Consider the following 22,107-nt stretch of genomic DNA (forward strand, 5'->3'; position numbering starts at 1 on the left):
GTGACCGCCCGTGACTTACAGCTCCCTGATCCGGACGTCCCGGTAGGAGACGACGTCCGTCGTGCCGTGCACCTGCAGTCCGATGTAGCCGGAGGCGAACCGCCGCCCGTCCGTGCCCGGGTCGTCCGAGCGTGGCGGGGTGAAGTCCTGGCCGCCGGTGTTGTCGAACTCGTTGATCAGCACGCCGTTGCGGTAGACCGAGTAGTGCTGGTCCACCACCCGGATCTCGTAGTCGTTCCAGGTGCCCTTCTGCGTCACGCCCGCGCCGGCCAGGCCGACCCGGTCGAAGCCGTAGACCGAGCCCGTCTTGTACATGTCGCCGACGGGCGAGTCGAACACCTGGATCTCGTGCCCGTACTTGATGGCGGCCCACTCCGGCCGTGGCTCCTCCGGGTGGTCGTGGATCTGCGGGAACCGCACGAACACACCGGAGTTGGCGTTGCCGGTGCCCGGGGCGTCGTCACGCCACTGGAGCTTCAGCGAGAAGTCGCCGTACGTGCGCTCGGGGAACCACAGCATGCCGAGACCGCCCCGGGTGGTGCCGGAGGTGATCGAGCCGTCCGGGTTCAGCGCGAACGAACCGCCGCCCACCTGCTCCCACTCGGCGAACGACTCCCGGGTGCCGTCCATGATCTTGCGGTAGCCCTCGGTCTGTCCCGGCTCGCCGATGCCGGACTGACGGGCCGCCTTGTTGATGGCCCGGTACTCCCGCTGGTCGACGACCCCTTCCTTCTTGAGCTTGTCCAGGACGCTCTTCACGTGCTTCAGGAACAGCGCCTGCGAGGTCCACTCCTTCTCGTCCTCGATCAGCTCGCCGATCCGGCACCGGTTGTTGGTGACCCGGTTCGGCACGCCCGAGTCGACCGTGCCGACGATCACCGTCAACCGCTCGTCGTACTCCGGGCAGTTGGGCGCGGGCACCCCGCCGTCCGCCACGACCGTGAAGCTCACCGTGAGCGGTTCGGAGGTGTTGCCGGCTTTGTCGCTCGCCCGGTACGCGACCGTGTGCCGGCCCGCCCGGTCGACGACCACCGGATCGGTGTAGGCCAGGTACGGCCCGCCGTCGAGCGAGTACTCGATGCCGGCGACGCCGGAACCCCCGTGCCCGTCGTCGGCGCTGAGGGTCACCGTGGCGTCACCGACGTAGGCGCCGTCGGAGTTCCTGGTGCCCTCCACGGTCACACCGGTCGCCGGCGGGGTGGTGTCCTGCGGCGGAGCGGCGACGACCGTGAACTCCACGCTCTTCTGCGCCGCGGTGTTGCCCGCCCTGTCGGTGGCGCGGTAGCGCACGGTGTGCGTGCCCACCTGGTGCACCATCACCGGCCCGGTGTACGCCTGCCAGGCGCCGTCGGCCCCGATCGCGTACTCGATGGCGTTGACGCCGGAGCCGGTGTCCGACGCGGTGACGGTGACCGTCGCCATGTCGATGTAGGCGCCGTCGGCGTTCTTCTCGCCGTCCACCGTGGCCGAGGTCTCCGGCGCGGTGGTGTCGTCCGTCGGCGGTGCGACGACCGTGAAGGCGACGCTCTTCTCCGCCGAGACGTTGCCCGCCTTGTCCAGGGCGCGGTAGCGCACGGTGTGCGTGCCGACCCGGTCGACCACGACCGGGGCGGTGTACGGCTGCCAGGCGCCGTCGGCCCCGACCGCGTACTCGATCCGGTCCACGCCCGAGCCCTCGTCGGTGGCCTCGACCGTCACGCTCGCCGAACCCACGTACTGACCCTCGGCGTTCTGCGAACCGGTCACCTTCGCCGTGGCCTCGGGCGCGGTGGTGTCCTCGCCACCGCCCTCGGTCACCGTCAGGATGCCCTGCATCTCGCCGTGGCCGGGGATGGTGCAGTGGTAGAAGTAGCGGCCCGGGGTGAGCGTCACCTCGGCGGTGTGCTTACCGCCCTGGGCGTCGGCCGGGTTGGCCAGGATGTTCAGCTGGACGTCGTTGTTGAACTCCGGGTCGGAGGTCACGAACGTCAGCGTGTGCGGCATCCCGGTGGTGTTGCCGGTCGCCGCGCTGTTCTCGAACACGATGGTCGCCGGACCGGCCACCGCGGTCGTCGGCGCGGACGTGTACTCGGTGATGCTGTCGCCGGAGGTCCAGGTGAGCACCTGCTTCGCCGCCGTATCGGCGGAACCGGTTCCGTCGGCCGCGGAGGTCGTCGCCTGCAGGCCGAGCATCATGAGGAGGGCGGCCAGCAGGGCGGCCCACATTCTTCGTTGCCGTATCACTCGGTTCCCCTCGCCAGCTGACCGGCGGCCGGGGTCGGCCCGCCGCCCGTGTAGGTGACCCGCCACAGCGCGGACTTGGCGTCGGAGGTGAAGAAGCCGCGCCCGTAGTCGAGGACGTACAGCGAGCCGTCCGGACCGAACCTCCAGTCCATCAGGTTCTTGATGCCGTCGTTGCCGACCGGCACGATCTTCTTCAGGGACTCCGAGTGCACCGGGAGACCGCCGTCGCCCTGCGTCTTCGGGTCCATCAGCACCGCGTTGCGCGGCTGGTCGGCGTCGTAGAAGTCACCGACGAACCACTTGCCGTCCCAGTACGCCGGCCACTTCACGTCACTGGCGCTGTCGGCGTCGTAGCGGTAGACCGGGCCGTTCATCGCGGCCTGGCCGCCGCCCTTGAGCCAGGGCAGCCGGTACGTGGCCTCGTCCTGCTCGTAGGACGGGACGCCGCCGGCGTCGCGCGGGTAGTCGGGGCCGCCGCCCTGCGGCGAGTACCAGATGTTGTTGCCGGTCACCGGCGGCAGGTTGACCAGACCGTCGTTGTTCGGCGACTCGTTCTTCGGGGCGTCGCAGTCGTACCAGCCCAGCGGCTTGGACGGGTCCGGCAGGTTCCGGTCCCGGTACGGCTGCTTGTTGCCCATGCAGTACGGCCAGCCGCGGTTGGACGCCTCGGTGATCGCGGCGAACGTGTCGTACTTCGCCGGACCCCAGGTGGGCGAGGGGGCGCCGGCGTCCGGGCCGACCCAGCCCGCGTAGAGGACGTCGGTCTCCTTGTCGACGGAGATGCGCGACGGGTTGCGCACCCCCATCACGTAGATCTCGCCGCGCGTCTTGCCGCCGCCCTCGGCGGTCTCCTTCCCGGTGAACAGGTTGCCCTCGGGGAGGGTGTACGTGCCGTCCGGCTCGGGGTGGATGCGCAGGATCTTGCCGTTGAGGTTGTTGGTGTTGCCGGCGGTGCGGCGCGCGTCCGCGAAGGACACGCCCTTGAAGTCGGGCTCGGGGTTGTTGCCCGAGTAACCGTCGCTGAAGCCGCTGGAGTTGTTGTCGCCGGTGGCGATGTACAGGTTCCCCTTGGAGTCCCAGGCCATCCCGCCGCCCGCGTGGCAGCAGCTGTGGATCTGCACCGGCCACTTCAGCAGCACCTTCTCGCTGCTCAGGTCCAGCTTGTTCGTGGCCTGGTCGAGCGTGAAGCGGGAGACCCGCCGCTCGGCCATGTGCGTGTCCCGGTCGATCCCGGAGTGGGGCGTGTAGTGCAGGTACACCCACCCGTTCCGCTCGAACGCGGGGTCCAGCTCGATGCCGAGCAGGCCCTCCTCGACCTTGCGCAGTTCGTCGCCGCCGCCCTTGTTGCCGAAGACGGTGAGCGCCCCGGCCAGGGTGACCTTCTTGGTCTCCGGGTCGTAGACGTGGATCTCGCCCGTGCCCTTGCCGATGTCCGGGTCGTTCCAGTCGGTGACCACGGGCTGCGAGGCGTCGGCACCGCCCCGGCCGATGTAGAACACCCGGCCGTCGGGAGCGGTGACGAGTCCGTGCGGTTCACCGATCTGGTCGTTCTGGCCCGGCTGGTTGGGCCGGGTCAGCCGCTCCGCCTTGTAGTTGCCGGTGATGGTCGCCTTGCAGTCGGCCCGCACCAGCCGGTTGGTCCACAGCAGGGCGCCGCGCAGATGGTCACGGAAGTCGGTCTCGTCGTACGACGACACCGTGCCGCCCATGCCGGTGTAGAAGGACCGGCCGCCGTCGTAGTCGCGGCACCAGCTGACCGGGTGGTCCCAGCCGTTGGCGCCCGCTCCGGGCGCGTACGTCGACTCGCGCACCCTGGCGACGGTGTGCACGTCGCCGGAGGGGTTCTTCACCCAGTTCAGCCACTTGTCGGGCCGCTTCCACTGCGTCGGCAGGCTCTTGGTGGCCGGATGCGTCCGGTCGCCGACCTCGACGGTCGCCCGCTGCACCGTGCCGGGGCTCGAGGCGGCCGGGCGGGCGCCGATCAGACCGGTGAACCAGTCCGAGTACGGCTCCGCGCGGGCCGCGTCGTGCAGACCGACGAAACCGCCGCCGGCCTCCATGTAAGCCTCCAGGCCCGCCTCCTGGTCCGGGTCGAGGACGTCCCCGCCGCCGGTCAGGAAGACGACAGTGTTGAAGCGGCCCAGCTTCTTGGCGTTGGTGAAGACCGAGGCGTCGTCGGTGGCGGTGACGGTGAACCGCTGGTCCGCCGGGCCGGACTGCCCGATCCTCTCGATCGCCGCGATACCGGCGTTCACCAACGGCGACTCGTCGCCGCCGGCCGCCGAACCGTAGAACAGCAGCACCCGTACGTTCGCGCCGCCCGGGGGCGACTTGATGGACATCGTTGTCAGGGACGGATCCGGGGCCGGGCGCGCGCTGGCGGCGGGACCCGACAGCAGCCCGGCGGCGACGACACCGGCGGTCACGGTGGCCGCCCAGACGCGTCGTCTCGTTCTCGTCCTTCGTGCGCTCGTGGCGCTCGACGTGCTCAACCCTCGTAAGCGCACGGGTTCTCGATGCGATGTGGACCGCACGTGGCCACCCACCCCTCCTCGGTCGCAGCAACAGCGTCAAGGAAGCTAGACCTCTTTGCGCCACACGCCAATACCTATCGCAGCAATGAAACGAACTTTGTCCTGAGTGTGGATAAACCGAGGGGTGACCGCTACGGTTTCACAGGTTCATGACAGCCACGTGGGGAGTTCGGCATGGACAGACGCGGTTTCAACCGGCGGGTACTGCTGGGCGGCGCTGCCGTCGCGACATCGTTGTCCATCGCGCCCGAGGCCGTGGGTGCGGCCGCACCGGCGAAGACCGCGCCCGCCGGGGGCGAGGTGCGGCGCGTCAAGATGTACGCCGAGCGGCTGGCCGGCGGACAGATGGGCTACGGCTTCGAGAAGGGCAAGGCGTCCATCCCCGGCCCGCTGATCGAGCTCAACGAGGGCGACACCCTGCACGTCGAGTTCGAGAACACCATGGACGTGCCCGTGAGCCTGCACGTCCACGGCCTGGACTACGAGATCTCCAGCGACGGCACCAAGCAGAACAAGAGCGACGTCGAGCCCGGCGGCACCCGCACCTACACCTGGCGCACCCACAAACCCGGCCGGCGCTCCGACGGCACCTGGCGCTCCGGCAGCGCGGGCTACTGGCACTACCACGACCACGTCGTCGGCACCGCGCACGGCACCGGCGGCATCCGCAACGGGCTGTACGGCCCGGTGATCGTCCGCCGCAAGGGCGACGTCCTGCCCGACGCGACCCACACCATCGTCTTCAACGACATGACGATCAACAACAAGCCGGCCCACACCGGCCCGAACTTCGAGGCCACCGTGGGCGACCGCGTCGAGATCGTCATGATCACGCACGGCGAGTACTACCACACCTTCCACATGCACGGTCACCGCTGGGCCGACAACCGCACCGGCATGCTCACCGGACCCGACGACCCGAGCCAGGTCATCGACAACAAGATCTGCGGCCCGGCCGACTCCTTCGGCTTCCAGATCATCGCGGGGGAGGGGGTCGGAGCGGGCGCCTGGATGTACCACTGCCACGTCCAGAGCCACTCCGACATGGGCATGGTCGGCCTGTTCCTGGTGAAGAAGCCGGACGGCACCATCCCGGGCTACGACCCGCACGAACACGCCCACGGGGCGGCCGCGGAGGAGGGGCACGAGCACGAGCACTGACGCGCCGGACATGATCCGGAAGCGCTCTCGCCCGTGGCCGGGCCGGGGCTATCCTTGCCCGCATCCGCAGGTGAGGAGCCCCGAAGTGACCGACACAGTGCCGCGCCCCACGCTGGAGGCCGTGGCCGCGCGGGCCGGGGTCTCCCGGGCCACGGTCTCCCGCGTGGTCAACGGCTCCGACGGGGTGCGCGAGCGCCTGGCGGAACGGGTGAGGCGGGCGGTGGAGGAACTCGGGTACGTGCCGAACCAGGCCGCCCGCAGCCTGGTGACGAAGCGGCACGACGCCATCGCCGTCATCGTCGCCGAACCGGAGACCCGGGTCTTCGCCGACCCCTTCTTCGCCCGCCAGCTGCGCGGCATCAGCAAGGAACTGACGGCCCACGACAACCAGCTCGTCCTGCTGCTCACCGAGGACCGCGACGACCACGCGCGCGTCGGCCGCTACCTCGCAGGCGGCCACGTCGACGGCGCGCTGGTGTTCTCCCTGCACATCGACGACCCGCTGCCCGAACTGATCCAGCGGGCCGGCCTGCCGACGGTGTACGGCGGCCGGCCCGACCGGAACGACGGCCGGCGCGGCGTCTCCTACGTCGACAGCGACAACCGGGGCGGCGCCCGCGACGCCGTACGGCACCTGCTCGGCCTCGGCCGCCGCCGCATCGCCCACATCACCGGCGCCCTCGACCAGACCGCGGCGGTGGACCGGCTCGACGGCTTCCGGGACGTCATGGCCGACGCCGATCCCCGGCTGGTCGTGGAGGGCGACTTCACCCCGGCCGGGGGCGAACGGGCGATGCGGCGGCTGCTCGACCGCTGCCCGGACCTGGACGCGGTGTTCGCCGGCAACGACCTCATGGCGGCGGGCGCCCTGCGCGTGCTGCGCGAGCACGGACGGCGGGTGCCGGACGACGTGGCGGTCGTCGGCTTCGACGACATGCTGCCGATCGCCGAACAGACCGAACCGCCGCTCACCACGGTCCGTCAGGACATCGAGGAGATGGGCCGCCTGATGGCCCGCCTCCTGCTGCGCGACCTCGACCGCACCGGCACGCCGGACGAGAACGCGAGCGGCGGTCCCTCCAGGACGATCCTGCCGACGACGTTGATCCGGCGGACATCCGCATGAGCCGCTCCTCCGCCCCGGAGCCCTCATGTCCGAGCCCGGAGAGCGGTGACCGCGGGGTCGGCGGGGGCGGGCGTGGAGCGTCCTGCAACGGGCTTGCCCCAGGCGGCAGGTGCCGCGGCCGGTGTACGGCCCCGCTGAGCCGGGCGGCGGCCTGCCGGGGGCGTGAGCGCAGGCGGACGGCGGTCAGGGAGTGCGCGCGGGCGTGCGGGTCGCGGGGGCACCCGCACCACCGCGCTGGTGCGGGACGTGAGCGGCAAGGGCGGAGTGCCCGGGGGGGTGCGGCGCGGGCAACCATCCGACCGTGCTCGATCGTCCTTCGGACATGTCACACCCGATTCCCCCGCCCTCCCCGTCCCCGTCTGACTGGCCGGACTGGCCTCACTGCGGCTACGGCACCGCGTCGGAGGACCCGGTCGGCTGTCACGGCATTCGCGTGGGTGACCACCCGGCGTGCCTGGCCCACCTGGGCGACGCCGAGCGCGACGCCTACCTGACCGGTCTGGCTCCCGGCGCCGACATCGACCACCGCGGCACCACCTTCACCGAACCCCTTCTCGACGCCCTTCTCGACGCTCTCCGCGACCCCGCCACCGGATCCTCCCGCTTCGGCACCGTCCGGTTCGACGCGGCGGTCTTCCAGAACGACGCCCGGTTCGACGCGGCGGTCTTCGAGGGCGACGCCCGGTTCGGCTCGGCGACCTTCCGGAGCTCCGCCTGGTTCGGCTCGGTATCCGTCGAGGGCGCCGAGGTCGCCCCGGCGACCTTCGAGGGCGGCGTCTGGTTCGGTTCGGCGGTCTTCGAGGGCGCCGCCTGGTTCGGCTCGGCGGTCTTCCGGGCCGACGCCCGGTTCGACGCGGCGGTCTTCGAGGACGAGGCCGGGTTCGGCTCGGCGGTCTTCCAGGGCCCCACCGGGTTCGGCTCGGCGACCTTCGAGGAGTATGCCTGGTTCGGGTCGGCGACCTTCCACGGTGACGCCCGGTTCGACTTTGCGACCTTCCGGAACGAGAGCTGGTTCGGCTCGGCGGTCTTCCGGGGCGACGCCCGGTTCGACGCGGCGTCCTTCGAGTACGACACCTGGTTCGACGCGGTGACCTTCGGGTGCGCGGCCGGGTTCGGTTCGGCGACCTTCGAAGGCGTCGCGTCGTTCGGTGCGGCGACCTTCGAGGGTGAGGCGGGGTTCGGTGCGGCGACTTTCAAGGGTGAGGCGGGGTTCGGTGCGGCGACCTTCGAGGGTGAGGCGGGGTTCGGTGCGGCGACCTTCGAGGGTGAGGCCGGGTTCGGCGCGGCGGTCTTTCGGGGCGACGCCCGGTTCGGGCAGGCGGTTTTCGAGCGGGCGGCGACCCTCGGGCCGTTGGAGTGCGCCGGGCGGGTGGTGCTGTCCGGGGCGGTGTTCGGCAGCCCGGTGACCCTCTCGTTCGCCGCGCGCCACCTGGAGTGCCGACGGACCCGCTGGTCGTCCACGGCCGAGGTGCGTCTGCGCTACGCCACGGCGGACTTCGCTCACGCCGTCTTCGAGTACCCCCTCACCGTCGCCACGGAGGCCGGCCCCTTTCTGCTCCCCGACGGACAGCCGGTGGCGGAACAGGCTCTTGCCGGTGACCTCGACGCCACGGCGCGGATCGCCTCGCTGCGGGGCGTGGACGCGGCACACCTGGTCCTCGCCGACGTCGACCTGTCGGAATGTCTGTTCACCGGGACCGTGCATCTGGACCAGGTGCGGCTGGAGGGCGACTGCCCCTTCGACAAGGTCCCGCCCGTGCACTGGCGGCGCTGGCCTCCGCGATTCACCCAGCGGCGCACCCTCGCCGAGGAACACCACTGGCGCGCGCGCCGGCCGACAGCGGCCCAGGGCTGGAACATGGCGGTGTCCGGCGCCGGCCACACCGGCCCAGCACAACTGGCCCCGGTGTACCGGGCGCTGCGCAAGGCGTTCGAGGACGGCAAGAACGAGCCGGGGGCGGCGGACTTCTACTACGGCGAGATGGAGATGCGCCGACACGACCGTACCGGCACCACCCGCGCCGAACGCGGACTGCTGCACGGCTACTGGATGCTGTCCGGCTATGGCCTGCGCGCCTCCCGGGCCCTGGGCTGGCTCGCTGTCGCCATGCTCGTCACCATCGTGCTGCTGATGGGCTTCGGGCTGCCGGAGGACTCCCCGAAGCAGGAAGCGACCGGCACCGTGCCGCCCGGCGGAGGCCTGGTCGCCTTTGAGATCGGCAAGGCTGATCCCCAGAACCCCGTGGGGGAAAGATTCACCGGCGAGCGCTTCGAGAAGGCCCTGAACGTCACGCTCGACTCGGTGGTGTTCCGCTCCTCCGGACAGGACCTGACCACCGCCGGTACCTACATCGAAATGGTCTCCCGCGTGGCCGAACCCGTCCTTCTGGGCCTGGCGGTTCTGGCGGTCCGCAGCCGTGTCAAACGTTGACCCGACCCGACCCGACCCGACCCGACCAGGCCAGGGTCTGGGCCGACGGAACACCGCGGTCACCGGACGCATCGACCTGGAACAACCGGTACGTCCGGTCCGTCGCACGGACGTTTCAACGCCGCGTCCTGATCACCGACTCCGCCCCCCGGGGCCCTGCCCTCGGCCCGCGGGCCGAGCGCACCGCGCTCCGGGGCGTGGGCCCGGGTGGATCCGCGGGCCCTCGCCCCATGGGTGCCGGAACCCCAGGGCCCGGCTCCCGGCTCCCCGGATCCGGTTCCGGACACACCCGTCCGGGTGCTCCGGCGGTGATTGTCAGTGGGCGGTGGAAGACTCGGCAGAGCAGGCGACGGGACCTCTCGGAGGAGGCACCATGCTCACCACCCGCTTCGTCGACGGCGCCCCGAACTGGATCGACGTCGGCACGCCCGACATCGAAGGCGCCGCGTCCTTCTACGGCGCTCTGTTCGGCTGGGAGTTCCGCTCGGCGGAGCCCGACACCGGTGGCCACGGGTTCTTCGAGCTGGCCGGGCGGATCGTCGCGGGCGGTGTGCGGTCCGCACCGGAGCAGGGCCCGCCCGCGTGGACCGTTTACTTCCGAAGCCCCGACGCGGACGCCACCGCGAAGGCCGTCCAGCAGGCCCGCGGCGGCGTGACGGTGCCACCCGCGGACGTGGTGGAACAGGGCAGAACGGCGATCCTCACCGACCAGGCGGGCGTCCCCTTCGGCATCCGGGAGCCGGCGCTGCGCGAAGGCATCGAGGCGGCCGGCGAGGCCGGCACGCTGTGCTGGGTCGAGCTCTACACCCCGGACATCGCCCGGACCGCCGCCTTCTACCACTCCACCCTCGGCTGGGAGACCTCGGCGGTGACCTTCCCCGGCGGCGTCTACACCTCCGTCAACCCCGCCGGGACGGGGGAGGACGGCATGTTCGGCGGGCTGGTCCCGCTGGCCGACGACCCCGTCGAGGCGCGGAGCGGGCGCCCCTACTGGCTGCCCTACATCGGGGTGGAGGACCCGGACGCCGTCGTCGACCGGGCCGTCGAGCTGGGCGGCAGGGTGCGGATGCCCGCCACCTCCCTCGCCGGTGTCGGCCGGCTGGCCCGACTGGAGGATCCGTACGGCGCGCGCTTCGCGGTCCTCGAGGGCGATGCGCGCCGGACCTGAACATCCGGCGCGCCGCCGTGCGCGCCGGGTCCCCCGGCGCCATCATCATGCGGTCACGGAAGGCGGGGCAGGGGGAGGAGTCCCAGGAAGACCGCGGTGCGGACCCCGCGTTGATGCGGCGTTGATCGAACGTTTTTCGCCGCCCGGCATGCTTCCGGCCATGCACACCGACACGTTCCCGTCGCCCGACCTCGCCTGGCAGGAGGAGGCGTTGTGCGCGCAGACGGGAGGAGACTTCTTCTTCCCCGAGCCCGGTAGCTCGGTTCGCGAGGCCAAGCGCATCTGCGGTCTCTGCCCGATCCGCGCCGCCTGCCTGGAGTACGCCCTGACCCACGACATGCGCTTCGGCGTCTGGGGCGGCATGTCGGAGAAGGAGCGCCTGGAACTGCGGCGCGTCGCCCGGTAGTTCCCGCCGGTCACCGGCGGTCGGTCCGGGAGGAAACCGGTACGGCCGGCGGAGCAGCGGCTGGACTTTGTGGGCTGGCACCACCGACGAGCGGTCGGTCACCACGGGTGAGACCCGGCACCGGGACGCGCCGGCTCGCGTCCAGCCGCCCCGCCCCCGCACGTCCGGGCCGGTGCTCAGCGGCCGGCGCGGGCCGCCATCCGGGCCTTGCGGGCCGCCAGCTTCTCGTCGAACTTCGCGGCCTCCGCGTCCAGGCCGCCCATGAACACGCCCAGTTCCTCCTGGGCCTTGAGGCCCTCGGGACCCAGCCCGTCGATCTCCATGACCTTCAGGAAGCGCAGCACCGGCTGGAGCACGTCGTCGTGGTGGATGCGCAGGTTGTAGACCTCGCCGATCGCCATCTGCGCCGCGGCCCGCTCGAAGCCGGGGATGCCGTGGCCGGGCATCCGGAAGTCCACGACGACGTCGCGGACCGCCTGCATGGTCAGGTCGGGGGCGAGCTCGAACGCCGCCTTGAGCAGGTTGCGGTAGAACACCATGTGCAGGTTCTCGTCGGTCGCGATGCGGGCCAGCATGCGGTCGCAGACCGGGTCGCCGGACTGGTGGCCGGTGTTGCGGTGCGAGATGCGGGTGGCCAGCTCCTGGAACGCCACGTAGGCGATCGAGTGGAGCATCGAGTGCCGGTTGTCCGACTCGAAGCCCTCGCTCATGTGCGCCATGCGGAACTGCTCCAGCTTGTCCGGGTCCACCGCGCGCGAGGCCAGCAAGTAGTCCCGCATCACGATGCCGTGCCGGCCCTCCTCGGCCGTCCAGCGGTGCACCCAGGTGCCCCAGGCCCCCTCCCGGCCGAACAGCGTGGCGATCTCGTGGTGGTAGCTGGGCAGGTTGTCCTCGGTCAGCAGGTTCACCACCAGCGCGATCCGGCCGACCTCGGTGACCTTCGACTGCTCCTTGTCCCAGGCCTCGCCGTCCTCGAAGAAGCCGGGGAAGTTGCGGGCGTCGCTCCACGGCACGTACTCGTGCGGCATCCAGTCCTTGGTGACCTTCAGATGCCGGTTGAGCTCCTTCTCGACCACTTCCTCCAGTGCGTACAACAGCCGGGCGTCGGTCCAGACCGAAGGGCTGCCGAGGTGGGGAGAAGTGATCGACACGGGTGACTCCAGGGGACGGTGACAGGTGGAAGTGCCGGCGAGCGGGCCGGGAACTTACGGAATCGTAGGCTACGTAGCCGTAGGTTACGTAGCCGTAGGTTAAGAGTGTCGTAAAGAGCCCTGATCAGCGGGCCCCGATGGAGTACCGCCCGGCGCCGAGCCGCAGGCCGCTGCGCCGTACGGGTGACGCGGCCACCGGTCAGGAGTACAGCTCCCGCAGACGCACCGAGAGGCACGTCACACAGCCCTCGAGCTTCTCGAACTCGCCGATGTCCACCGGGACCGGCTCGTAGCCGAGGTCCGCGAACAGCTCCGCGGTCTTCGGCGCGCTCGCCGCCATCAGCAGCCTGTCCCCGCCGAGCAGCACCACGTGCGCCCCGGACGCCTCCGGCACCGGAAGGAAGCGCGGGAACAGGGACGGCGCGTCCATGTGCGGGAGGTACCCGACGACCGTCCCGTCCGGCAGCGCCGTGACCGCCGACTTCAGGTGCAGCACCTTGGCGACCGGCACGGCCACCACCCGCGCCCCCAGCGGCTCGAACGCGGCCCGCACCTGCCGCACCCCGGCCGCGTCGGTCCTCCCGCCGCGGCCCACGTACACCGTGTCGCCGACCTTCAGCACGTCGCCGCCGTCCAGGGTGCCCGGCTCCCAGACCCAGTTCACCGAGCAGCCCAGCGACGCCACGGCCTCCTCGACGCCGAGGGTCTCCGCGCGGCGGGACTCGGCTCCGGAGCGGGCGATCAGCGCCACGTTCCGGTACATCACCACCGTGTCCTCGACGAACACGGAGCCCGGACAGTCGTCGGCCGGATCGACCTCGATCGTCTCCCAGCCGTGGGCGCGCAACGCCTCCGTGTACGCCTCCCACTGCCCCACCGCGCGGCCGACGTCGACGCCCTCCCGCTCGACGTGCGTCACCAGCCCCTCCGCCAGACAGGGAGCGGGACGACGGACGAGGGCCTTCTTGCTGGGCACGAGGGGGACTCCGCATCGGACGGGCGTGTGGTGGCCGTGCCGGGGGAGCCCGCGGAGCGGCCGGTTCCCGCGGGCATCGGCCCAGCCATCATGCAGGGCCGGTCCGGCCCGGGCCAGCCCCTGGCGGCGATGAGGTGAACCACCGGTGGCCGGCCGCGGGCCCGGCCCGCCGCGGATGCTACGCGGGACGCCCGACGGCCTCCGGCGTGATCTCCTTCAGCTCCCCTTCCTCCATCAGCAGCCACCGGGTGATGCCGATCGACTCCAGGAACGGCAGATCGTGACTGGCCACGATCAGAGCACCCTCGTACGACTCCAGCGCCGTGGTGAGCTGCCGGACGCTCGCCATGTCGAGGTTGTTGGTCGGCTCGTCCAGCATCAGCAGCTGCGGCGCGGGCTCCGCCAGCATCAGCGCCGCCAGCGCCGCCCGGAAGCGCTCGCCGCCGGAGAGCGTCGCCGCCTTCTGGTCGGCGCGGGCACCCCGGAACAGGAAGCGGGCGAGTCGGGCCCGGACCCGGTTGTTGGTGGCGCCCGGCGCGAACCGGGCCACGTTCTCGGCGACGGTCAGCTCCGCGTCGAGGACGTCGAGCCGCTGCGGCAGGAACCGCAGGGGCACATGGGCCCGTGCCTCGCCGGAGACCGGCTCCAGCTCCCCGGCGACCGTGCGCAGCAGCGTCGTCTTGCCCGCGCCGTTGCGCCCGATCAGCGCCACCCGCTCCGGGCCGCGCAGATCGAAGCCGCCGCCCACCCGGGCGCCGTACGCCAGTTCCAGGTCCATGAGGGTGAGGACGTCACGGCCCGGCGGTACGGCCGTGTACGGCAGGTCGACGCGGATCTCGTCGTCGTCCCGCACGGCGTCCACCGCGTCGTCGAGGCGTTCCCTGGCCTCGGCGAGCTTCTCCTCGTGCATGATGCGGTGCTTGCCCGCGGACTCCTGCGCCGCGCGCTTGCGCGCCCCCATGACGATCTTCGGCTCGCGCTTCTGCTCGAACATCTTCTGCCCGTACCGCTTGCGGCGGGCCAACTTGACCTGGGCGTCGACCAGTTCGCGCTTCTGCTTGCGGAAGTCCGCCTCGGCGACGCGCACCATGCGCTCGGCGGCCTCCTGTTCGACGGCCAGGGCCTCCTCGTACGCCGAGAAGTTGCCGCCGTACCAGGTGACCTCCCCGGAGCGCAGATCCGCGATCTGGTCCACCAGTTCCAGCAGTTCACGGTCGTGGCTGACCACGACCATGACGCCCGGCCAGTTGGCGACGGCCGCGTACAGCCGCCTGCGGGCGTACAGGTCGAGGTTGTTGGTGGGTTCGTCGAGCAGCAGCACGTCCGGGCGGCTCAGCAGCAGCGCGGCCAGCCGCAGCAGCACCGACTCGCCGCCGGACACCTCGCCGACGGTGCGGTCGAGCCCGATGTGCCCGAGGCCGAGTTCGCCGAGCGTGGCCAGGGCGCGCTCCTCGACGTCCCAGTCGTCACCGACGGTCTCGAAGTGCTCCTCGGCCACGTCGCCCGCCTCGATGGCGTGCAGCGCGGCCCGCCGGCCGGCGATGCCGAGCGCCTCGTCGACCCTCAGCGCGGTGTCGAGCGTCACGTTCTGCGGCAGGTACCCCACCTCGCCGGCGACCCGGACGGCGCCGTCGGCCGGCCGGAGCTCACCGGCGATCAGCTTCAGCAGGGTCGATTTCCCCGACCCGTTGACGCCGACGAGGCCGGTGCGGCCGGGGCCGAAGGCGACGTCGAGGCCCTCGAGGACGGTGGTGCCGTCGGGCCAGGTGAAGGCGAGGGACGTACAGGTGATGGATGGTGACATGCGGGCCTCCGCGGTTGCTCGGGGCGATCAGGGGCAAACGCGTATCGAGACACCGCGGGACGAGGACCGGCAGCCGGGAGGGAAGGCCTGGGCATGAGAAGAGCCCTGTTCCGCAAGGACCGCAAGGACGGCTCGAACGCCGAGGTCGCACGCGACGTACACACACGTGTGGTGTGACGCGGTGTCTCAGAACCTCAGACGAGCAACGTCCTTCTCCATTCGACGGCAACAGGACCGCTGTACACCGTAGGAGTGCCCGGAACGGCTGTCAACGGCTTTTCGGAGCACGACGTCACCGCCCCCGAGGAGGCCCCGTGCCCGACGGCCCGCTCTCTCTGCCGGCCCGCCTGTCCCTGCTGGTCTGGGACGCCGACCCGTCCCGGCAGGCCCCCGTGGTGCGGGCCGGGGCCCTCGCTGAGCTGGCCCGGCGGGGCCTGCTGATCGACGACGACGGCATCGCCGCACCCCGTGACCTCGACTCCCGGACCGGTGACCCGGTGCTGGACGGTCTTCTGGAACTGGTCAGCGAGTCCTGCCCGCACCGCTGGCGCGTCTGGGTGACGCTGCGCGCGCGGTACACCCTGGACGCGGTCCGGGAGCAACTGGTGGCCCAGGGAGTGCTGCGCGCCGAGAAGCACCGGGTCCTCGGGGTGTTCCCGTCGGTGGAGCACGTCCTGGCCGACGAGGGCCGGGTACGGGCCCTGGGGCGGCAGGCGCGGCAGCTCCTCGGCGGGCCGACACCGCCCGAGGACGTCCCCGAGCAGACGGCGACGGCCCTCGTCCTCGCACGGGCGTCGGGTCTGCTGCCGGGCCCGGAGGGCTCCTCCCCCGACCGGCGCGCCGAGGCGCTGGCGCACCGCGCCGCGACGACGCCCGCCCTCGATGCCGTCCTGCGCGAGCTGCGCGCGGGGCTGGCCGACACCGCGCCGCTGCCCACGCTCGCGCGGGGGCGGTGACCCAGGGCCCACGGGGGTCACGAGACCCACGGGGGTCACGGGGCCACAGAGGTCACGGGGCCACAGAGGTCACGGGGCCACCGGGGTCCACGGCGGATGCTCCGCCGATCGGGAGCCACCCGCGTCCCGCGTCCACGCCTTCGTCGGCACGGTGCGCGTCAAGTGCCCGGAGGGATGAGCCCGAGCCCCGCGCCCACGCCTTCGTCTTCGCCGGACTCCGCGCTCCGTCGACCACGCGCGGTGCCGGGGGAGCGGACGCGGCACCGCGGAGCGCGTCACCGCCGGCCCCGCCCGGGTGCCGGCGCGACGGGGTCCTCGTCCCCGGGGCCGTCGACCCGGGGACCGTGGAGAAAGCCGCCGACGGAGCCGGCGCGCCGGGCGCCGCCCGCGCGAACGCCGGCGGCGCGGGCAGGCCGACGGTCCGGCGTACGGCGCGCTCGACACCCCGACGAGCGGCGGGCGTCGGCCGGACCCCTCACGCGTCGCGCATCAGCTCCGCGAGATCGTGGTCCAGGTCGAGCCGGAGGTGCTCCAGGCCGGTCGGCACCAGCTCGCCGGTGGCCTCCAGGAACTGGCGCAGCTCGCCCGAGCGGACGTGCACGACGGCGGTCCCCTCGGGGGCGTGGAACTCCAGCACGGTGCGGTCGTAGCCGTACGGCCGGACCCGTACGTCGCCGTCGCCCTCGGGCCCCTGCATCCCCGCGGCGAGCAGATCGCGGGCGAAGGTCCAGCAGACCTCGACGCCCTCCAGGGTGGCGGGCGCGGGGAAGGTCATGCGGACGGCGAACGGGTCGTCGCGGTCGTAGTGCAGGGTGGCGGGAATGCTCGGCATCCGCGGCGCGGCGGCGACGAGACGGGCCTCGACGGTCTGCTCGATGACGGTGGACAACGCCTTGCTCCCTCGTGACGGCTGGACAGGCTTCCGGGGCGGATCGGGTCGGCTACTGGATGAGACGACGGAATCGACCAATCCGTGCACACGAAGAGCGAGTGACCTCTGTCACCGCCTTCATGCACCCGAGTGGCACGGCTCTTCCCGGACGTCCTCCGGGACACGCGTGCCGCCCGCCTGGAGCACTGATGCGCGCGGTGTGCCCTGATCGCTGCCGACGTGGGTACCCGTTCGCTGTACGCGAGAGGAAGTGAGCGGACATGCCACGCGGTTCCAGCCCCAAACGGGAGCGTCAGTACGAGCACATCAAGGACAGCGCCGAGGACCGGGGCGAGAGCACCGGACGCGCCAAGGAGATCGCCGCCCGGACGGTGAACAAGGAGCGTGCCCGGTCCGGTGAGTCGAAGACGGCCAGCCGCACCTCCACGCAGGACATGTCGTCCGGCAAGCGCGGCGGCCAGCGGTCCGGCAAGGGATCCCAGGGCCCCACGCGCGACCAGCTGTACGAGGAGGCCAAGAAGCGCGGCATCGAGGGCCGTTCGAACATGAACAAGGGTCAGCTCCAGCGGGCGCTCGGCAAGTGAGCCGCCTCCGCGCGGAGGCGGCGGGCCGGGAGGCACCCTCCGCGCGGAGCACCCGCACCCCGTAGGCTCGGGGGCACCATGACGACCGTACGCACACCGGCCGACTGGCCCGTGACCGAGGAAGAGGCCCGCGCGGTCCAGGACGCACTCCGCGCGCGGGTGGTGCTCGACGAACCGGGCCCGCCGCCCGGGACGGGTCATGTCACCGGAGTCGACGTGGCGTACGACGACGAGCGGGACGTCGTCGCCGCCGCGGCCGTCGTCCTCGACGCGGCGACCCTCGACGTCGTCGCCGAGTCCACGGCCGTGGGCCGGATCTCCTTCCCGTATGTCCCCGGACTGCTCGCCTTCCGCGAGGTCCCCACCGTGCTGGCCGCCCTCGAAGCCCTGCCGTGCCCGCCCGGCCTGGTGGTCTGCGACGGCTACGGCCTCGCCCACCCCCGCCGCTTCGGCCTGGCCAGCCACCTCGGCGTCCTCACCGGCCTGCCGACGATCGGCGTCGCCAAGAACCCCTTCACCTTCACCCACGACGAGCCGGGCGCCCCGCGCGGCAGCACCTCCCCGCTGCTCGCCGGCCGCGAGGAGGTCGGCCGTGCCCTGCGCACCAGGGACGCCGTCAAGCCGGTGTTCGTCTCGGTCGGCCACCGGGTGGGCCTGGACAACGCCTGCGCCCACACCCTCGCCCTGACCCCCGCCTACCGTCTCCCGGAGACCACCCGCAGGGCCGACGCCCTGTGCCGCCGGGCGCTCGCCGAGGCCGCCCCGCAGGAGACTCCCGGGTGACCGCGCGGTCTGAGTACCGGTCCTGAGTACCTGTACGGATGTCGGCCCCCGCCCGCCCCGCCAGGCTGGCGTGCATGACAACGCACCGCGCACCCAAGCCTGTTGCCGCCGACGGACGGCCCGTCGAGCGGGCCGTGACCGTCGGGCTCACCCTCGCCGTACTGGCGGGGCTGGGCTGGATCGCCGGGATGATCTACACGCTGGTCGAGTGGCCGCTGTGACCTCCGCCCGGCCGGACGTCAGCGGGTCGCGGCGACACGGAAGCGGAGTCCCGCCGCGCGGAGGCGGCCGATCAGCGCGTCGCCCATCGCCACCGCCGTCGTGACCTGGCCGGCCGTCGGCGGGAGGTCGTCGAAGGCCAGGCAGAGAGCACCCTCGGCCAGCATCTTCGCCGTCTCGTCGTAACCGGGGTCACCGCCCGCGACCTCCGTGTACACCCGGCGCCCGCCGCCCTCGCCGACGAAGCGGACGGAGAACCAGCTCCGGGCGCGCTTCTCGGGGCCCGGCCCGTCGCCGGGCCCGAGCCGGTCGGAGAGCCGGCGCCGCAGTGGCGGGAGCTGGGCCGCCGTCACCAGCGCGCCCACGGCCGCCGCCCCGCCCACCGCCACCGGGAGCCGCCGCACGGCCGCGTAGTGCCGGTAGCGGAAGTCGGGGCCGTACCGGTCGAGTGCCCTGGCCGAACGGCGCACGATCTGCGCGTCGAGGGTCGGCAGGGGCAGGGCCCAGGCGCCCACCTCCGGCGCGTAGCGCGGCGCGCCGGCCGAAGCGGACACCCGGCGGCCCACCAGCCGCGGTTCATGGCGCCGGCGGTCCAGGGCCGCCGCGCGGAGCCCGCGGTGCCGGGCGAACTGGTTCAGCGCCGAGGCGAGGGTCCCGCCCGAGAAGGCCGCGTCGGCGGTCACGAAGCCGTCCACGGTCAGCGGCACCCCTTCCGGGAGCTGCCGCACGGTGAAGTACGCGCCCAGGTCGTGCGGCACCGAGTCGAAGCCGCAGGCGTGCACCAGCCGCGCCCCGGTCTCCCGCGCGCGGGCGTCGTGCCGGACGTACACCAGGTCCACGAACTCCGGTTCACCCGTGAGGTCGACGTAGTCCGCCCCGGTGTCCGCGCAGGCGGCGACGAGTTCCTCGCCGTACTCCACGTAGGGGCCGACGGTGGTGGCGACCACGCGCGCTTGCTCGGCGAGGGCGCGCAGCGAGGCCGGGTCGGACACGTCCGCCCGCAGCAGTCCGATCCCCGCGCCGCCGGGCAGCCGCTCCCGCAGCCGCTCCAGCTTCTCCGTGCCGCGGCCGGCGATCGCCCAGCGCAGCCCGGCGGGGGCACGGTCGGCGAGGTACTCGGCGGTCAGCGTTCCGACGAAGCCGGTCGCTCCGAAGAGCACGATGTCGTACGGACGGTCCGTCCTGTTCAGCCTGCTCATGACACCCCTTGGTCGTGCAGCCGCGCCGCTGTCGGTGGCCGAGGCTAGCGTGAGGGGTGCGGAGCCCGGCGACGAGCCCGGAGGAGACCGACGGCCGTGTCCCCGAACGCCCTGAAGAAAGGGGAAAAAGCGTGTGACCGTGCCCCGGGGTGACGGTGGAGCTCGAGGACGGGACGGCGCACACCCACGCGCTGAACGGGCGCGTGCCGGCCCGGCAAGCAGTGCCGCGCCGTAAAGTGGCCAAGCGCTTGCTCGCCCGGTCTTGTGCCGGGTGGAACGCGTTCCTAACATCGCAGGTGTTACACCAGTAGTGTCACAGCCGATGGGGGCTCGATGACGGAGGCGAAGGCGCCGGGACACGGTCCGCTCAGCGGCGTGCGCGTGGTCGAGCTGGCCGGGATCGGGCCCGGCCCGTTCGCCGCCATGCTCCTCGCCGACCTGGGCGCCGACGTCGTACGCGTGGACCGCCCCGGAGGCCCCGCACTCGGGATCGACCCCGCCCTCGACGTGACCAACCGCAACAAGCGCTCCGTGATCGTCGACCTGAAGGCCCCCGACGGCCCGGCGCGCGTCCTCGACCTGGCCGAACGCGCCGACGTCCTCATCGAGGGCTACCGTCCCGGAGTCGCCGAACGGCTCGGCGTCGGCCCCGGGGACTGCCGCACCCGCAACCCGCGCCTGGTCTACGGCCGGATGACCGGCTGGGGCCAGCAAGGGCCCCTCGCCGACCGCGCGGGCCACGACATCGCCTACATCGCCCTCACCGGCACCCTCGGCATGATCGGCGATCCGGACAGGCCCCCGGCCGTCCCGGCCAACCTGCTCGGCGACTACGCGGGCGGCTCCCTCTACCTCGTCGTCGGTGTCCTCGCCGCGCTGCACCACGCACGCGCGACCGGCACCGGGCAGGTCGTCGACGCGGCCATCGTGGACGGCACCGCCCACCTCTCCACGATGATCCACGGCATGCTCGCCGCCGGCGCCTGGCAGGACGGGCGCGGCGCCAACCTCCTCGACGGCGGCTGCCCCTACTACGGCACCTACGAGACCGCCGACGGCAGGCACATGGCGGTGGGCGCGCTGGAGCCGCGGTTCTACGCCGAGTTCCTGCGCCTGCTCGGCCTGGACGACCAGGCCGGGGCGCACACCGACGTCACCCGCTGGCCGGAGCTGCGCGCACGGGTCACCGCCCGCTTCAGGACCCGCACCCGCGAGGAGTGGACGGCCCGTTTCGACGGCTCCGACGCGTGCGTGGCGCCGGTGCTGTCCCTGCGCGAGGCCCCGCACCACCCGCACCTCGCCGCCCGCTCCACCTTCACCGACCACGCCGGCGTCACCCAGCCCGCACCGGCCCCGCGGTTCTCCGCGACCCCCACCACCGTCCGCACCGGGCCCGCCCGGCCGGGCGCCGACACCGACGACGTGGCCCGCGACTGGGACGTACCCGGACTGACGGCCCCGGCCCCCTCGCACTCCTCCAAGCCCTCGAACCCTCAGTGAAAGGCCCCCTCGTGACCACCGAAGCGTACGTGTACGACGCGATCCGCACCCCGCGCGGGCGCGGCAAGGCAGGCGGCGCCCTGCACGGCACCAAGCCCGTCGACCTGGTCGTCGGCCTCATCCACGAGATCCGCGACCGCTTCCCCGGCCTCGACCCGGCGGCCGTCGACGACATCGTGCTCGGCGTCGTCGGCCCGGTCGGCGACCAGGGCTCCGACATCGCCCGCATCGCCGCCATCGCGGCCGGCCTGCCCGACACGGTGGCCGGCGTCCAGGAGAACCGCTTCTGCGCCTCGGGCCTGGAGGCCGTCAACCTGGCCGCCGCCAAGGTCCGCTCCGGCTGGGAGGACCTGGTCCTCGCGGGCGGCGTCGAGTCGATGTCCCGGGTGCCGATGGCTTCGGACGGCGGCGCCTGGTTCAACGACCCGATGACCAACCTCGCCACGAACTTCGTCCCGCAGGGCATCGGCGCCGACCTGATCGCCACCATCGAGGGCTTCTCCCGGCGGGACGTCGACGAGTACGCCGCCCTGTCGCAGGAGCGCGCGGCCACGGCCTGGAAGGAGAACCGCTTCGAGCGGTCCGTCGTCCCGGTGCGGGACCGCAGCGGCCTCACCGTCCTCGACCACGACGAGCATCTGCGCCCCGGCACCACCGCCGACTCGCTCGCGAAGCTCAAGCCGTCCTTCGCGGACATCGGCGAGCTGGGCGGCTTCGACGCCGTGGCGCTGCAGAAGTACCACTGGGTCGAGAAGATCGACCACGTCCACCACGCGGGCAACTCCTCCGGCATCGTCGACGGCGCGGCCCTCGTCGCCATCGGATCCAAGGAGGTCGGGGACCGCCACGGACTCACCCCGCGCGCCCGGATCGTCTCCGCCGCCGTGTCCGGTTCCGAGCCCACCATCATGCTCACCGGGCCCGCCCCCGCCACCCGCAAGGCCCTCGCCAAGGCCGGCCTGACCATCGACGACATCGACCTCGTCGAGATCAA

Annotated in this window: 18 protein-coding genes; 11 read left to right on the forward strand and 7 right to left on the reverse strand. The window is 72.4% G+C overall.

The window, feature by feature from the left end; genetic code table 11:
• Nucleotides 1-15 precede the first annotated feature (15 nt).
• Both AB0A94_RS31555 and AB0A94_RS31560 read right to left on the reverse strand, forming a co-directional pair.
• Nucleotides 16-2,205 carry a family 16 glycoside hydrolase gene (locus AB0A94_RS31555; protein WP_361749410.1) on the reverse strand — a complete coding sequence of 730 codons (2,190 nt, stop codon included), beginning with the start codon at nucleotides 2,203-2,205 and terminating at the stop codon, nucleotides 16-18.
• 14 nt (nucleotides 2,206-2,219) lie between these two features.
• On the reverse strand, nucleotides 2,220-4,649 hold the full coding sequence (locus AB0A94_RS31560) for a ThuA domain-containing protein (RefSeq protein WP_361749411.1): 2,430 nt from the start codon (nucleotides 4,647-4,649) through the stop codon (nucleotides 2,220-2,222).
• A gap of 282 nt (nucleotides 4,650-4,931) precedes the next feature.
• Between AB0A94_RS31560 and AB0A94_RS31565 the strand changes: the two genes are divergently transcribed.
• The 5 genes from AB0A94_RS31565 to AB0A94_RS31585 all read left to right on the forward strand — a co-directional run bounded on the left by AB0A94_RS31565 (nucleotide 4,932) and on the right by AB0A94_RS31585 (nucleotide 11,049).
• Nucleotides 4,932-5,918, forward strand: a complete 987-nt coding sequence (locus AB0A94_RS31565; protein ID WP_361749413.1) for a multicopper oxidase domain-containing protein — start codon at nucleotides 4,932-4,934, stop codon at nucleotides 5,916-5,918.
• An 85-nt stretch (nucleotides 5,919-6,003) separates the two neighbouring features.
• The gene (locus AB0A94_RS31570) at nucleotides 6,004-7,044 is read left to right on the forward strand and encodes a LacI family DNA-binding transcriptional regulator (protein ID WP_361749414.1); all 1,041 of its coding nucleotides are present in this window, start codon (nucleotides 6,004-6,006) and stop codon (nucleotides 7,042-7,044) included.
• A gap of 433 nt (nucleotides 7,045-7,477) precedes the next feature.
• On the forward strand, nucleotides 7,478-9,475 hold the full coding sequence (locus AB0A94_RS31575; RefSeq protein ID WP_361749415.1) for a pentapeptide repeat-containing protein: 1,998 nt from the start codon (nucleotides 7,478-7,480) through the stop codon (nucleotides 9,473-9,475).
• Nucleotides 9,476-9,848: 373 nt separating this feature from the next.
• On the forward strand, nucleotides 9,849-10,643 hold the full coding sequence (locus AB0A94_RS31580; RefSeq protein WP_361749416.1) for a VOC family protein: 795 nt from the start codon (nucleotides 9,849-9,851) through the stop codon (nucleotides 10,641-10,643).
• A gap of 160 nt (nucleotides 10,644-10,803) precedes the next feature.
• Entirely contained in the window at nucleotides 10,804-11,049 is a 246-nt protein-coding gene (locus AB0A94_RS31585) for a WhiB family transcriptional regulator (protein ID WP_361749417.1), read from the forward strand.
• A 176-nt stretch (nucleotides 11,050-11,225) separates the two neighbouring features.
• Here the strand turns inward: AB0A94_RS31585 and AB0A94_RS31590 are convergent, their stop codons facing one another.
• The 3 genes from AB0A94_RS31590 to AB0A94_RS31600 all read right to left on the reverse strand — a co-directional run bounded on the left by AB0A94_RS31590 (nucleotide 11,226) and on the right by AB0A94_RS31600 (nucleotide 14,980).
• Complete coding sequence (locus AB0A94_RS31590; RefSeq protein ID WP_361749418.1) at nucleotides 11,226-12,200, reverse strand: acyl-ACP desaturase; 975 nt, start codon at nucleotides 12,198-12,200, stop codon at nucleotides 11,226-11,228.
• Nucleotides 12,201-12,399: 199 nt separating this feature from the next.
• Nucleotides 12,400-13,176: a dimethylargininase gene (gene ddaH, locus AB0A94_RS31595; RefSeq protein ID WP_361749419.1), complete on the reverse strand. Its 777-nt coding sequence runs from the start codon at nucleotides 13,174-13,176 to the stop codon at nucleotides 12,400-12,402.
• 178 nt (nucleotides 13,177-13,354) lie between these two features.
• Entirely contained in the window at nucleotides 13,355-14,980 is a 1,626-nt protein-coding gene (locus AB0A94_RS31600; RefSeq protein WP_361749420.1) for an ABC-F family ATP-binding cassette domain-containing protein, read from the reverse strand.
• A gap of 314 nt (nucleotides 14,981-15,294) precedes the next feature.
• On the opposite strand from AB0A94_RS31600, the gene AB0A94_RS31605 reads away from it, so the two are divergent.
• On the forward strand, nucleotides 15,295-15,936 hold the full coding sequence (locus AB0A94_RS31605) for a GPP34 family phosphoprotein (protein WP_361749421.1): 642 nt from the start codon (nucleotides 15,295-15,297) through the stop codon (nucleotides 15,934-15,936).
• Between the two features lie 475 nt (nucleotides 15,937-16,411).
• On the opposite strand, the gene AB0A94_RS31610 is transcribed toward AB0A94_RS31605, so the two are convergent.
• Complete coding sequence (locus AB0A94_RS31610; RefSeq protein ID WP_361749423.1) at nucleotides 16,412-16,825, reverse strand: SsgA family sporulation/cell division regulator; 414 nt, start codon at nucleotides 16,823-16,825, stop codon at nucleotides 16,412-16,414.
• A gap of 263 nt (nucleotides 16,826-17,088) precedes the next feature.
• On the opposite strand from AB0A94_RS31610, the gene AB0A94_RS31615 reads away from it, so the two are divergent.
• The 3 genes from AB0A94_RS31615 to AB0A94_RS31625 all read left to right on the forward strand — a co-directional run bounded on the left by AB0A94_RS31615 (nucleotide 17,089) and on the right by AB0A94_RS31625 (nucleotide 18,416).
• A complete protein-coding gene (locus AB0A94_RS31615; protein WP_217130672.1) occupies nucleotides 17,089-17,412 on the forward strand; it encodes a plasmid stabilization protein in 324 nt (107 codons plus the stop codon).
• Between the two features lie 78 nt (nucleotides 17,413-17,490).
• A complete protein-coding gene (locus tag AB0A94_RS31620) occupies nucleotides 17,491-18,195 on the forward strand; it encodes an endonuclease V (RefSeq protein WP_361749424.1) in 705 nt (234 codons plus the stop codon).
• 74 nt (nucleotides 18,196-18,269) lie between these two features.
• On the forward strand, nucleotides 18,270-18,416 hold the full coding sequence (locus AB0A94_RS31625; RefSeq protein WP_217130670.1) for a hypothetical protein: 147 nt from the start codon (nucleotides 18,270-18,272) through the stop codon (nucleotides 18,414-18,416).
• A gap of 18 nt (nucleotides 18,417-18,434) precedes the next feature.
• Here the strand turns inward: AB0A94_RS31625 and AB0A94_RS31630 are convergent, their stop codons facing one another.
• The gene (locus AB0A94_RS31630; protein ID WP_361749425.1) at nucleotides 18,435-19,613 is read right to left on the reverse strand and encodes a saccharopine dehydrogenase NADP-binding domain-containing protein; all 1,179 of its coding nucleotides are present in this window, start codon (nucleotides 19,611-19,613) and stop codon (nucleotides 18,435-18,437) included.
• A 333-nt stretch (nucleotides 19,614-19,946) separates the two neighbouring features.
• Between AB0A94_RS31630 and AB0A94_RS31635 the strand changes: the two genes are divergently transcribed.
• Together AB0A94_RS31635 and AB0A94_RS31640 are read left to right on the forward strand one after the other, a co-directional pair.
• On the forward strand, nucleotides 19,947-21,113 hold the full coding sequence (locus AB0A94_RS31635; RefSeq protein ID WP_361749426.1) for a CaiB/BaiF CoA-transferase family protein: 1,167 nt from the start codon (nucleotides 19,947-19,949) through the stop codon (nucleotides 21,111-21,113).
• An 11-nt stretch (nucleotides 21,114-21,124) separates the two neighbouring features.
• On the forward strand, nucleotides 21,125-22,107 hold a 983-nt coding region (locus AB0A94_RS31640), incomplete at its 3' end, for an acetyl-CoA C-acetyltransferase (RefSeq protein WP_361749427.1).

The sequence above is a fragment of the Streptomyces sp. NPDC044984 genome (genome assembly GCF_040646935.1).
Lineage (GTDB): Bacteria > Actinomycetota > Actinomycetes > Streptomycetales > Streptomycetaceae > Streptomyces.